The organism is Streptomyces sp. NPDC001231, from assembly GCF_042896885.1.
Classification (GTDB): domain Bacteria; phylum Actinomycetota; class Actinomycetes; order Streptomycetales; family Streptomycetaceae; genus Streptomyces.
Window position 1 is genome coordinate 133,423 of record NZ_JBIAXS010000017.1, and the last position, 12,233, is coordinate 145,655.

9 protein-coding genes and 1 pseudogene are annotated in these 12,233 nt (G+C 71.4%); 9 read left to right on the forward strand and 1 reads right to left on the reverse strand.

What is annotated here, in order from left to right:
* Positions 1-310 precede the first annotated feature (310 nt).
* From ACFY3J_RS21740 to ACFY3J_RS21750, 3 genes and pseudogenes are all read left to right on the forward strand, one after another.
* Positions 311-1,402 (forward strand): hypothetical protein, encoded by a 1,092-nt coding sequence (locus ACFY3J_RS21740; RefSeq protein WP_384181889.1) that lies wholly within the window; start codon positions 311-313, stop codon positions 1,400-1,402.
* 160 nt (positions 1,403-1,562) lie between these two features.
* Positions 1,563-1,937: pseudogene (locus ACFY3J_RS21745) on the forward strand (NAD(P)H-dependent glycerol-3-phosphate dehydrogenase); the annotation flags it as partial.
* Positions 1,938-2,469: 532 nt separating this feature from the next.
* The gene (locus tag ACFY3J_RS21750) at positions 2,470-2,850 is read left to right on the forward strand and encodes a DUF2511 domain-containing protein (protein WP_390841518.1); all 381 of its coding nucleotides are present in this window, start codon (positions 2,470-2,472) and stop codon (positions 2,848-2,850) included.
* Positions 2,851-2,953: 103 nt separating this feature from the next.
* Here ACFY3J_RS21750 and ACFY3J_RS21755 read toward each other — a convergent pair whose 3' ends face one another.
* Complete coding sequence (locus ACFY3J_RS21755) at positions 2,954-3,715, reverse strand: DeoR/GlpR family DNA-binding transcription regulator (RefSeq protein WP_384181886.1); 762 nt, start codon at positions 3,713-3,715, stop codon at positions 2,954-2,956.
* 386 nt (positions 3,716-4,101) lie between these two features.
* Between ACFY3J_RS21755 and ACFY3J_RS21760 the strand changes: the two genes are divergently transcribed.
* From ACFY3J_RS21760 to ACFY3J_RS21785, 6 genes are all read left to right on the forward strand, one after another.
* On the forward strand, positions 4,102-5,637 hold the full coding sequence (locus ACFY3J_RS21760; protein WP_384181884.1) for an APC family permease: 1,536 nt from the start codon (positions 4,102-4,104) through the stop codon (positions 5,635-5,637).
* Positions 5,634-7,067, forward strand: coding sequence for an FGGY family carbohydrate kinase (locus ACFY3J_RS21765; protein WP_390841519.1), 1,434 nt, complete (start codon positions 5,634-5,636; stop codon positions 7,065-7,067). Before ACFY3J_RS21760 ends, ACFY3J_RS21765 begins: the two co-directional genes overlap by 4 nt.
* Positions 7,064-8,500 (forward strand): NAD(P)/FAD-dependent oxidoreductase, encoded by a 1,437-nt coding sequence (locus tag ACFY3J_RS21770; protein WP_390841520.1) that lies wholly within the window; start codon positions 7,064-7,066, stop codon positions 8,498-8,500. The genes ACFY3J_RS21765 and ACFY3J_RS21770 overlap by 4 nt, the downstream gene beginning before the upstream one ends.
* Positions 8,497-9,750 carry an NAD(P)/FAD-dependent oxidoreductase gene (locus ACFY3J_RS21775; RefSeq protein WP_390841521.1) on the forward strand — a complete coding sequence of 418 codons (1,254 nt, stop codon included), beginning with the start codon at positions 8,497-8,499 and terminating at the stop codon, positions 9,748-9,750. Before ACFY3J_RS21770 ends, ACFY3J_RS21775 begins: the two co-directional genes overlap by 4 nt.
* A 152-nt stretch (positions 9,751-9,902) precedes the next feature.
* Positions 9,903-11,411: a glycine betaine/L-proline transporter ProP gene (gene proP / locus ACFY3J_RS21780; protein WP_384182195.1), complete on the forward strand. Its 1,509-nt coding sequence runs from the start codon at positions 9,903-9,905 to the stop codon at positions 11,409-11,411.
* Positions 11,412-11,518: 107 nt separating this feature from the next.
* The gene (locus ACFY3J_RS21785) at positions 11,519-12,202 is read left to right on the forward strand and encodes an adenosylcobinamide amidohydrolase (RefSeq protein ID WP_384181876.1); all 684 of its coding nucleotides are present in this window, start codon (positions 11,519-11,521) and stop codon (positions 12,200-12,202) included.
* Positions 12,203-12,233: the final 31 nt, after the last annotated feature.

Consider the following 12,233-nt stretch of genomic DNA (forward strand, 5'->3'; position numbering starts at 1 on the left):
ACCGGACATCACACTTCTGAGCCGGATAGACCATCTGGTGGTCCTCACCGGCCAAGGCAACCGCTCCCCGTCCGGCCAGCCCTCGAAGGCTTAACCGGCACGGAGTCCAACCCGGACGGGAACGGCAGCAAGGTCTAGGGATCTGGAGCTGCTGCTCCCGCACCCGCAAGCAGGTCATCGAGTCCGGCCGGCTCGAGGCGTGGAGCAACGGCGGAAACAGCCAACACCCCAACGATGGCGTCGCGTTGGGCGAGCAGCTCATCTACGAAGCCCACCAGGCGCTGCGCGGCGGTAGTGATAGGAGGCTGGCATGACACGGTTCATGTACGACGGGGTCACACCGAGGAAAATCCCGGACAGTGCCTCGATGGTCGCCGGGTACGCCGACGGCCACTACGCCAACCTGAGGGAGATGGCGGCGCGGTTCCCGCATGCGATCAGGGTGTCGATCGCGGTGAGGTACACCACCAAGGCGCAGGTTCTGGACGTGGAGCTGGGCGATGCCACCCCGGATCAGGCCGTGCTGTGGTGCACCCACACGATGGCGAGCACGCCCAACAAGCAGCTGACGGTGTACTGCAACCTCTCCATGTGGCCCGCGGTGCGTGCCGCGTTCCGCGCGGTGGGGGTCACCGAGCCGAACTACTGGGTGGCGCATTACGACGGTGTGGCCTCGATCCCGGCCGGCGCCATTGCCAAGCAGTACAAGAACACGCCCGGCTACGACGAGTCGGTGGTGGCGGACTTCTGGCCCGGCATAGACCATGCCTCCGCCCTGGAATCCGCACCGGCCGATGGCGAACTGTACCCGGGGGCATCCACCAGCCACTGGTACGAGACGGCTTTCCCGGGCGACCCGATGCACGTGAACACGATCGTCTGGCATTCGACGGAGAGCACTGGGCTACCGGGCTACGCGGGTGGGTCGATGGCGCCGACGCTGACCGCGGTCCCGAACTGGTCGGCGGAGCGCCTGGACTGGTTCCAGCACTTCCCGTTCGACCGCTCCGCCCGGGCCCTGGTGCACCACCGGACGCAGGTCGGCACCAATACCCTCAACGTGGCGCAGGTCGAAATCGTGGGCACCTGCGACCCGGACACACACGTCCACTGGGATCAGGCCGGCATCCGGCACCTGTACATGCCCGAGCTCCCTCCTTGGGCGGTAGAGGGTCTGGCCGCGTTCGCCCGCTGGGCGCACGATGTCCACGGGGTGCCTCTCGCCTCGGGCCTCACCTGGAATCCCTACCCGTCTTCCTACGGTGCTGCCAACGAGGAACGGATGAGCGCCGCCCAGTGGCAGGACTTCCGGGGGCACTGCGGCCACCAGCACGTCCCGGAGAACGACCACGGCGACCCGGGCCTGTTCCCGATCGCGTCCGTTCTCACCACGCCCACGTGAAGCCTGGAGGCGGCACCCGATGTGATCCTTCTGCCCTGTTGGCTTGGGAGGCGACGTGCAGCAGGGTGATCTCGAGGGACAGCGCGTCATCGGCCAGCGGGCAGGCTGGGACGGCCGGGTCGCCGTCCTGAAGTGCAACACCCTTCCCGGCCTCTCCGCGCACGGGAACCTGGCGACACTCATCGCCCGGGGCCTGGCGTAGACCACCCGACGGGGGACGGCCTTGGGTGCCCTCCCGGCCACCCTCGCCGGCCTGGCCGGGCTGGGGGACCTGGTGGCCACCTGTACGTCCCCGCTCTCCCGCAACCGCACTTTCGGGGCCCGCATCGGCAGCGGCCCGACCGTGGACCAGGCCGCCGCCACGGGGCAGACCACCGAGGGCGTCAAGAGCGCGAGGGCAGTCCTCGCTCTCGCCCGCGCACACGACGTCGAGATGCCGATCACCGAAGTGATCTCCGCTCTGCTGCACGACAAGGTCACCCTCGACGAGGCCGCGGCCGCGCTGATGCAGCGGCCCCCCAAGCCCGAGCGCTGACCCAGGGGTGGCCCCGCCCGCGGGCCGCCCACCCATCCAATTCGGTCAACCTTGCGGCCGGCACGGGCTCGTGGCTCCCGGGAGCGGTACGGGCTGGTCGGGGCACTACGCGTTCGCGGTTCCCGCGCGGTGTTCCGGCGGGAACACGACGGCGGGCTGAAACGGCCTGAGGTGGGCCAGGACGGGGCGCCACGGGCCGAACCGTTGGTTATTCGTGCAGGTCGCAGGGAAATCGCAGGTCAGGCGCACCGTGAGGAGCCCCCGGGGAGACGGTTCCGGCTGTCTTGTATCGACCGATGCGGCACCGCACAAGATGAGCCACCGCGCGTCCCTGGCCGCCAATCGTCCCGCGTCGTCTCCGCCCCCCGGCGGGACCGCCGCCCCCCGTCCGGCCGGCCCGCGGACCCCTGCCCATGGCCGCCGCGTCAACTGACCGTCACGATCCCATCACAGAGCCGACATCACATCCGCCATTGTTGTTAACCAGCCAGATGATGTTGTTTCCAGCCCCACGACATGTCCAAGGGGGATCATGCGCATCCGTGTCACCGCCGTTGCGGCCGCAGTCTTCGGTTGTCTCGCCCTGACCGGCTGCACCGACGGCACCGGCACCGCCGACCGCAAAACCACCGACAACGCCGCGTCCGCCACCACCCAGGGCGACGACGACTCGACGGGCTACATCACCGAACGGACCATCACCCCCTGGCCGTTCACCGTCGCCTCCGGCAACCTCGCCTGCGCCGACCAGGCCGTCACCTTCATCACCGCCGAAGGTACCTACGGCCTCAACAGCCGCGCCCGGCAGAAGCACCCCGGCCCCGATCCCATCTGGGCCGGCGACCCCAACAACCCCGGCAAGAACATCTCCCTGGACGCGGTCATCAGCCGCGGCCTGGAGCTCTGCAGGTAGTCCGGCCCCGCCTTCCGCTCCGGGCGCCCCATCCCTGGCGCCCGTGGCGGCGGCCCGGGCCCGCCGGCCCCTGCCGTGCGGGCCCGGCCCAAGTCCGGGCGGATCACCCCACGACGACCGTCGCCCCGGCCCGGGTGAGGGCGGTGCGCAGATCGGCCGGGCAGGGCTGGTCGGTGATGAGGGTGTCGAAGCCGTCCAACTCGCACACGCGATGGGCGGCCGTGCGGCCGAACTTGCTCGAGTCGGCGAGCACATAGCGGTGGGAGGCGTTGGCGAGCATGGCCCGCTTGGTGGCGACCTCGTCGAGGTGGAAGTCGGTGAGGCCGTAGGGGGCTATCCCGCCGGACCCGAGGAAGACGGCGTCCGCGCGCAGGTTGCCGAAGAACTCCACCGCCTGGGCGTTGGAGCAGGCGAGGTCGCCCGCCCTGAGCCGCCCGCCGCTGACCAGGACCTCCACCCGGGACCGTGTGCTGACCTCCGCCGCCACGAGCAGGGACGGGGTGGCGATGACCCCGGCGTGGTCGGCGGGCAGTGCGCGGGCCACCTCCAGGGCCGTGGTGCCGACGTCGATGACGACGGTCTGGTTCGGCTCGATGAGCGCCGCCGCCGCCCGGCCGATGGTCTCCTTCTCCAGGGCGAGGCTGCCGCTGCGTTCGCTGAAGGGCGCCTCCTCCCCGACCGGTGCCTGGGCGCTGGTGGCGCCGCCGTGCACCCGGGAGAGCTCGCCGCGCCCTTCGAGCAGGGCGAGGTCCCTGCGGACCGTTTCGTGGGAGACGCCGAGCAGCGTGGTCAGGTCGTCGGTGGTGACGAACTTCAGCCGGGCGATCTCGGCGACGATTCTGCGGTGGCGCTCGGCGGCGAGCACGTCCCACCTCCTTGGGCGAGTGACCGTTTCTGTGGACCTGTGACTGCATTCTACGGGCGGCAGGTGTCGGGTCGAGCCAAGCTCCCTGGCCTTCGCTCAGGTCCCTCCGTCGCTGTGTGCGGTGAACAACCCTTGACGGGAGACGGGCAAGGCTCCACACTTTCGGTAACGCGCGGTCAACGATCCACAGAAACGGTCACGTGGTGGGTTGCCGAGACCGCTTCGGCCACGGCCCTGCGCACCATCGCGGGCCCCGCCGCCGCACAGCGGACAGGCCCCGGCAGACCCCGCGCGGGGCGTGCCCGCACAGCCGACCGAGTTCGGTTGCTCACGTTCACTGGCTCTCGCACTCCACGGCGGGGCACTCTGAAGCAGGGAAAAGAGTCATGGCACACGCAGAATCAGGTCCCCGGAGATCAGGAACAGGCGCCCCGGGCGAGGGTGAGCCCAAGCCGCGGATGGCGCGGGAGCTCGGCTGGTACGCCTCGTTCTCCGTGGCCTTCGGGTTCGTCTCCATCGCCACCGGCATCTTCACCACCTACGGCTCGGTGCTCGCGACCTCCGGCCCGCGGGGCATCTGGGCCTGGCCGATCTCCGTGATCGGCCAGCTCTCCATCGCCTTGGTCTTCGGCGCCCTCGCCGCACGCATCCCGATCAGCGGCTACTCGTACCAGTGGGTGTCACGGATCGTGGGCCCGGTATGGGGCTGGATCATGGGGTGGATCTCGTTCGCCTTCCTGGGCGTGGTCCTGGTCGCCGTCGACTACACGATCGCCTCCACCATCCTTCCGGAGCTGTTCCGCTACGTCGGCACCACGCAGAACGCCTGGGTGATCACCGCCGGCGTCGTACTGCTCCAGGCCCTCCTCGTCGCTGCCTCCACCCGCACCACCCACCGGGTCAACAGCGTGGCCGTGACCGTGCAGCTCGTCGGCATGATCGCCCTGACCGTGCTGCTGTTCGCGGTGGGCGCCTTCACCGGCAAGCTCGACTTCGGGCACCTCTTCGACACCGGTACCGTCCCCGAGAGCGGCTACTACGCCCTGGGCGGCGGCACCACGGCCGGACCGTTCGCCCTGGCGTTCCTGCTCGGCGCGTTCACCATCGTCGGCTTCGAGTCGGCGGCCAACCTCGCCGAGGAGACCAAGAACCCGGCCCGGGTCATCCCCAAGGCCATGGTCCAGGCCGTGCTCTCGCTGGGCGTGCTCGGCTTCCTGTTCCTGGTCGCGGTCACCGCGGCGGCCGGCCGGGTCGACGGTGTCGGAGCCTCGGCCACTCCCGTGGCCACCGTCATCACCGCCGTGCTCGGCTCGGTCGTCGGAAAGATCCTGCTGGTCCTGGTCGTCGTGTCGATCTTCTCCTGCGGACTGGTGATCACCCTGAGCGGCACCCGGCTGGTCTACGCGATGTCCCGCGACGAGCGCTTCCCCGGCTGGCGGCTGCTGAGGCGTCTCGACCGGCGCACCGCCACGCCCCTGAACGCCTCGCTGTTCATGATGCTCATCGCGCAGATCATCCTCGCGGTCTTCTCCCGCTCCACCGACGCGCTGTTCCAGCTGTTCTCCGCCGGAACCCTGCTGCCCGCCCTCATCTACGCCGGAACCGTCGCGATGTACGCCATCAAACGCCGCTCCCTGCCCGCGTCCCAGGGCTTCTCGCTGGGCCGCTGGGAAGTGCCGGTGCTGGTCGTCGCGGGCGTCTGGCTGGTGTACGAGCTGCTGATCTTCCGCGATGCTTCCTTCCGTGCCCCATGGACCTATGTTCTCGTGCTGTTCGCGATCGGTGCCGTCTACTTCACCGGTCTGCTGATGCGGCGCGGGCGGGACGGGCTGACCATGCCGGACATGGTCGACGTCGACCGCGCCCTGGACGCCGCCGACGGCACGTCCGCGGGCGCCGCCGCGGAAGGGAGCGCACGATGACCGCGATCCTCGCCATCGACCAGGGCACCTCGGGCACGAAGGCCATCGTGGTCGACCCCGAGGAGGGCACCGTCGCCATCGCCGAGGAGACCGTCCGCCCCACCTATCTGAACGGCGGCGGGGTCGAGCAGAACCCGCACGAGCTGCTCGACTCCGTCCTCAACGCCGGCCGCCGCGCGGTGAGCGCGGCCGGCCGTCCGATCGCCTGCGTGGCCCTCGCCAACCAGGGCGAGACGGTCCTGGCCTGGGACCCGGCCACCGGAACACCCCTGACCCAGGCGCTCGTGTGGCAGGACCGGCGCGCGCAGAGCGTCTGCGACGAACTGGCCGAGCACGCCGAGAGCGTCGCCCGGCGCACCGGCCTCGTCCTCGACCCTTACTTCTCCGCGCCCAAGATGGCCTGGCTGCGGCGCAACCTCACCCGCGACGGGGTGGTGACGACCACCGACACCTGGCTGGTGCACCACCTCACGGGGGAGTTCGTCACCGACGCCTCCACCGCGAGCCGCTCACTCGTCCTCGACCTGGACACCGCCGCCTGGGACGAGGGACTCCTGGACCTGTTCGGCCTCGGCGGCGAACGGCTGCCCCGCATCGCCGCCTCCGACGAGGTCGTCGGCACCACCCGGGCCTTCGGCCAGGAGCTGCCGGTGGCCGGGCTGATCGTCGACCAGCAGGCCGCCCTGGTCGCGGAGCGGTGCCTGGAGCCGGGCACCGCGAAATGCACGTACGGCACCGGCGCGTTCCTGCTGGCGAACAACGGCCTGAACCCGGTGCGCTCCAGCGCCGGACTGACCACCTCGGTGGCCTGGCGGGCGGCCGGACGGACGCCGTACTGCGTGGACGGCCAGGTCTACACCGTCGCCTCGGCGGTGCGCTGGCTCCAGGACCTCGGCCTCATCCAGTCCGCGACCGACCTGGACAGGCTGGCGGCGGCCGACGCCGAAGGGGTGCTGTGCGTGCCCGCGTTCGCCGGCCTCGCCGCCCCCTGGTGGGCGCCGGAGGCCACCGCCTCCTTCACCGGAATGACTCTGGCCAGCCGACGCGAACACCTCGTCCTCGCCGTGCTCCAGGGAATCGCCGCGCAGGTCGCCGAGCTGGGCACCCTGGTCGCCAAGGACCTCGGCCGGCCCCTGACCCGGCTGCGCGCGGACGGCGGACTGACCAACTCCGCCGTGCTCATGCAGGCCCAGGCCGACATCGCGCAGATGCCGGTCGACATCTACCCCCACGCCCACGCCACCCCCCTGGGGGCGGCCGCACTGGCCCGCTGCGCCCTCGATCCGGCGCTCGGGCTCGAAGAAGCCGTCGGCGACTGGCAGCCGACCACCGTTTACGAACCCCGCTGGTCCGCCGACCGGGCCGAGGAGTTCCGCACCGCATGGGCGCAGGCCGCGACGGCCCGCGCCGCCGAGGGAGACCATTCATGACCGCCACCCCGCACCGCCCCCACGACGACGTCTTCGACGTCGCGGTGATCGGCGGAGGCATCGTCGGCGCGGCGATCGCACGCGAACTGTCCGGCTACGACGTCCGCATCGCGCTGCTCGACGCCCGCGACGACGTCGGCGACGCCACCAGCAAGGCGAACACCGCGATCCTGCACACCGGCTTCGACGCAAAACCCGGCACGCTCGAATCCCGCCTGGTCGCCCGCGGCTACCACCTGCTGAGCGCCTACGCCGAAGCCACCGGCATCCCCGTCGAACACACCGGTGCCGTCCTGGTGGCCTGGACCGACGAAGAACTCGGCGCGCTGCCCGGACTGAAGGAGAAGGCCGAGGCCAACGGCTACACACACTGCCGGATCATCGACGCCGACGACGTCTACCGACTGATCCCCGACCTCGGCGAGGGAGTCCTGGGCGGGCTGACCGTGCCGGACGAGTCCATCATCTGCACCTGGACCACGAACCTCGCCCTGGCCACCGACGCCCGGCAGCGCGGCACCACGATCCTGCTCGAACACGCCGTGACCGGCGTCGACGAAGGGGTCGAGGCGACCACCCTGCACACCTCGGCCGGTGACGTACGGGCCCGCTGGGTGGTGAACGCCGCCGGTCTCGGCGCCGACCACGTCGACCGGCTCTTCGGCCACGACCGCTTCACCGTCACCCCCCGCCGCGGTGAACTCTTCGTCTTCGACAAGCTCACCCGCCCCATGGTGAACAAGATCGTGCTCCCGGTGCCCACCTCCCGGGGCAAGGGCGTACTGATCTCCCCGACCATCTACGGCAACGTCATGCTCGGCCCCACCGCCGAGGACCTCACCGACCGAACCGACACCGCCACCTCCGAGGACGGCTTCGACTTCCTGCTCACCAAGGGCGAACGCCTCATGCCGCGCCTGCTGGCCGAGGAGGTCACCGCCAGCTACGCCGGGCTGCGCGCCGCGATCGACCACCCCGACTACCTCATCGAAGCCACCCCCCGGCAGCGCTACCTCCTCGTCGGCGGGATCCGCTCCACCGGTCTGACCGCCGGCATCGCCATCGCCGAACACGCCCGCACCCTGCTGGAGGAGGCCGGCCTGGCCCTGCGCCCGCGCGCCGACCTGCCCGAGCCGCCGCGGATGCCCAACATCGGCGAAGCCACCCAGCGCCCCTACCAGGACGCCGGCCTCATCGCCCGCGACCCCGCCTACGGCAGCATCGTCTGCTTCTGCGAACGGGTCACCGAGGGCGAGATCCGCGACGCCTGCCACGCCCCGGTACCCGCCCGCAGCCTGGAGGGCCTGCGCCGCCGCACCCGCGCGATGAACGGCCGCTGCCAGGGCTTCTTCTGCGGCGCGGCCGTCGCCGCCCTGCGCGAGAAGCACCACACAGACGACGGCTGCCACAGCCAGCACAAGGACAACCGATGACCCACCAGCCGCCCCTGACCACGCCCGACGTCCTCATCATCGGCGGCGGCCCCGCGGGCCTGACCGCCGCGGCCGAACTGGCCGGACGCCGGGCCGGCCGTGTCCTCGTCGTCGACCGGGAGCAGGACGCCGGCGGCATCCCCCGGCACAGCGACCACACCGGCTACGGCCTGCGCGACCTGCGCCGCGTGATGACCGGACCCGCCTACGCCCGCCACCTCGTGCGGCAGGCCACCCTGGCCGGAGCGGAGATCCGCACCCGCACCATGGTCACCGGCTGGGCCGACGAGGACACCGTCGACGTCACCAGCCCCGACGGCCGCTACCGCATCCGGCCGCGGGCCATCGTGCTGGCCACCGGCGCCCGCGAACGGCCCCGCACCGCACGCCGCATCCCCGGCGACCGCCCCCACGGCGTCTACACCACCGGCCAGTTGCAGAACCTCGTCCATCTGCACCACCAGCCCGTCGGCAAGCGGGCCGTCATCGTCGGCGGCGAACTCGTCAGCTGGTCCGCGGCCGTCACCCTGCGCGAGGCCGGCTGCACCCCCGCCCTCATGGTCAGCCAGTACCAGAAGGCGGAGTCCTACGCCGCCTTCAACGCGGCCGGACGCACCGTGCTGCGCGTCCCCGTCGCCACCCGCACCCGCGTCACCCGCGTCATCGGCAAGGGCCGCTGCCAGGCCGTGGAGATCGAGCACCTCGACACCGGCCGGCGCCGCACGGTCGCCTGCGACACCGTCGTCTTCACCGGCGACTGGATCCCCGACCACGAACTCGCCCGCTCCGCCGGCCTCGCCCTCGACGAAGGCACCCTCGGCCCGCTCACCGACACGGCGCTGCGCACCAGCCGCCCCGGCGTCTTCGCCGCCGGCAATCTGCTGCACCCCGTCGACACCGCCGACGTCGCCGCCCTCGACGGCAGGCACGTCGCCCAGCAGGTCGTCCACCACCTGAACGGCGAGGACCGGCCGGCCGAGGGCGTCCGGCTGATCGCCGACGCACCCTTCCGCTGGGTCGCCCCGCAGATCCTGCGGCCGAACGACCCCGCACCCGCCCGGGGGCGCCTGCTGCTGTGGACCGACGAGTTCGTCCGCTTCCCCAAGGTGACCGTCCGCCAGGACGGACGAACCCTCGCCCGCCGCACCCTCGCCTGGCCGGCCGCCCCCGGCCGCGTCTTCCGCGTCCCGGCCGGCCTGCTCGTCGACGTCTCACCCACCGGAGGCCCGGTCCACATCGGTCTGCACTGATCCCGGGACGGCCGCTCGCGGGCACACCCGGTGCCCGTGTGGGGAATGTCGCTCTCTCCCGGGTGAACCGTTTGCTGCCGACATGAGTGAGCAAGCGGACCCATGGACGTCTGCGCGCCCAGGAGACGCCCGGGAGAGAGGAGAAGACCCAGATGGTGGACAAGGAAGCCGGCGCCGCCGCGGCGGATGCCGATCCCGAGGCTCTCAAACGCCACCGCACGCTGTTCAGGGCCGTCAGACGGCGCCGGAACCCTCCACTGCGGCGCACCGACATCACCGTCACCGACGAGGCCGCCGTGCAGCGGGCCGTGAAGGCCGCCTCGCTCGGCAACGCCATGGAGTGGTTCGACTTCGGCATCTACAGCTACCTGGCGGTCACCATCGGGCACGTGTTCTTCCCGTCCGGGAACGGCACCGTCCAGCTGCTGTCGTCGTTCGCGACCTTCGCGGTGTCCTTCCTGGTGCGGCCCCTGGGCGGCATGGTCTTCGGCCCGATGGGCGACAAGATCGGCCGTAAGAAGGTCCTCGCCCTGACCATGATCATGATGGCCCTCGGCACGTTCGCCATCGGCCTGATCCCCTCCTACGCCACCATCGGCTTCTGGGCCCCGGTCCTGCTGATCCTCTTCCGGCTGGTGCAGGGCTTCTCCACGGGCGGCGAGTACGGAGGCGCGTCCACGTTCATCGCCGAGTACGCGCCGGACCGGCGGCGAGGCTTCTTCGGGAGCTTCCTCGAACTGGGCACGCTGGCCGGCTACGTCGGTGCGGCCGGCCTGGTGACGCTCCTGACCGCGCTGCTCGGCAACGGTGGCATGGACTCCTGGGGCTGGCGCGTACCCTTCCTCGTCGCCGGCCCGATCGGGCTGATCGGCCTGTACCTGCGGCTGCGACTGGACGAGACGCCCGCGTTCCGGAAGCTGGAGGACGACTCCGTGCACCGGGCGTTTGAGGCGGCCTCCACCGTGGAGGCGACCGCCAGGGGAGACGTGGCGAAGATCTTCCGGAACCACTGGCCGACGCTCATCCTGTGCGTCTGCCTGGTCGGCGCCTACAACATCACCGACTACATGCTGCTGTCGTACATGCCGACCTACCTGTCGGACCGGATGGGGTACTCCGAGACGCACGGCCTGCTGATCCTCATCGCCACCATGGTCGTGCTGATGCTGCTGATCAACCAGGTCGGCAAGCTGTCCGACCGGCTCGGCCGGAAACCGGTCCTGATGACCGGCATGCTCGGCTTCCTGCTGCTCTCCGTCCCGGCGTTCCTGCTGGTCGAGCAGGGCAGCCTGGTCGCGGTGTCCGCGGGGATGCTGATGCTGGGGCTGTCGCTGGTGTGCCTGCTCGGGACGATGTCCGCGGCGCTGCCCGCCCTGTTCCCCACCCAGGTGCGCTACGGCTCGCTGTCCATCGGCTACAACCTCTCCGCCTCCCTCTTCGGCGGGACGACCCCTCTGGTGATCACCGCGCTGATCTCGGTCACGGGCAGCGACCTGATGCCCGCGTACTACTCCATGGCCGCGGCGCTCGTCGGCGTGATCTCGGTGGCGTGCATGAAGGAAACGGCCCGCCGACCGCTGGACGGCTCCCCACCGTCCGTCGCGACCCCGGAGGAGGCCGCGGAACTGGTCGAGAGTCAGGCCCCGCTGCCGAAGTTCTGACCGGCCGCCGCGAGAGTGCGGGCGGGCAGCGGGACCCGGCCCGGTGGGCCCGGGCCTCTCCGCGTAGCATCAGCGGGCCCGTTCCGTCAGCAAGGAGTGCCGAGCCCGTGACCTCCGTCGTCGCGCCGTCCACGGCTGCCGCTCTGCCGGCCCCGCGGTGGCTGACCCGTACCGAGGACGGGCTGCGGCTGCCCGCGCTGCTGTGGCACGCCGGCCCGGGGTGGCGGATGATCAGCAACGCCGTGCTCGGCGGCGGCATCGGAGTGCGCGGCTGGGTCCTCAACGCGCAGGTGGCCCACGGCTATCGGCGCACCGACCCCGAACGCCACCTCGCCGAGCTGGCCGACGCGGCAGGCCTGCACGGCCCGGGAGTGGGCCTGATGACCGCCGCCGACATCGCGGCTCACGGCAGCGCGGGCGACGGCGGCGCCACCGCGGTCGCCACCGCGGGCGTCCGGGTGCGCGGTTGGGCCGCTTCCCCGGCCGCGGGAACGACCGGCCCGAACGCGCCCGGCACCATCAACGTCGTCGCCGCGCTCCCGGCTGCCCTGTCGGACGCCGCACTGGTCAACGCCGTGGTCACCGCGACCGAGGCCAAGGTCCAGGCGCTGCTGGAGGCGGGCTACGACTGCTCCGGCACCCCCACCGACGCCGTGTGCGTGGCCGCCCGTACCCCGGGCGCCGGCGACGAGCTCCACACCTTCGCCGGACCACGCTCACTGTGGGGCGCCCGCCTGGCGCGCGCCGTTCACCGGGCGGTGAGTGAGGCCCTGCCCACTCCGGGGGAGTGAGGAGCGGAGCGCGCTGCGACTGCCCCCGGAT

What these genes read in the sequence shown, in the direction of transcription:
- ACFY3J_RS21740 (WP_384181889.1), top strand. Translation starts at nt 311, where the DNA reads ATGACACGGTTCATGTACGACGGGGTCACACCGAGGAAAATCCCGGAC.
- ACFY3J_RS21750 (WP_390841518.1), top strand. Translation starts at nt 2,470, where the DNA reads ATGCGCATCCGTGTCACCGCCGTTGCGGCCGCAGTCTTCGGTTGTCTC.
- ACFY3J_RS21760 (WP_384181884.1), top strand. Translation starts at nt 4,102, where the DNA reads ATGGCACACGCAGAATCAGGTCCCCGGAGATCAGGAACAGGCGCCCCG.
- ACFY3J_RS21765 (WP_390841519.1), top strand. Translation starts at nt 5,634, where the DNA reads ATGACCGCGATCCTCGCCATCGACCAGGGCACCTCGGGCACGAAGGCC.
- ACFY3J_RS21770 (WP_390841520.1), top strand. Translation starts at nt 7,064, where the DNA reads ATGACCGCCACCCCGCACCGCCCCCACGACGACGTCTTCGACGTCGCG.
- ACFY3J_RS21775 (WP_390841521.1), top strand. Translation starts at nt 8,497, where the DNA reads ATGACCCACCAGCCGCCCCTGACCACGCCCGACGTCCTCATCATCGGC.
- proP (WP_384182195.1), top strand. Translation starts at nt 9,903, where the DNA reads ATGGTGGACAAGGAAGCCGGCGCCGCCGCGGCGGATGCCGATCCCGAG.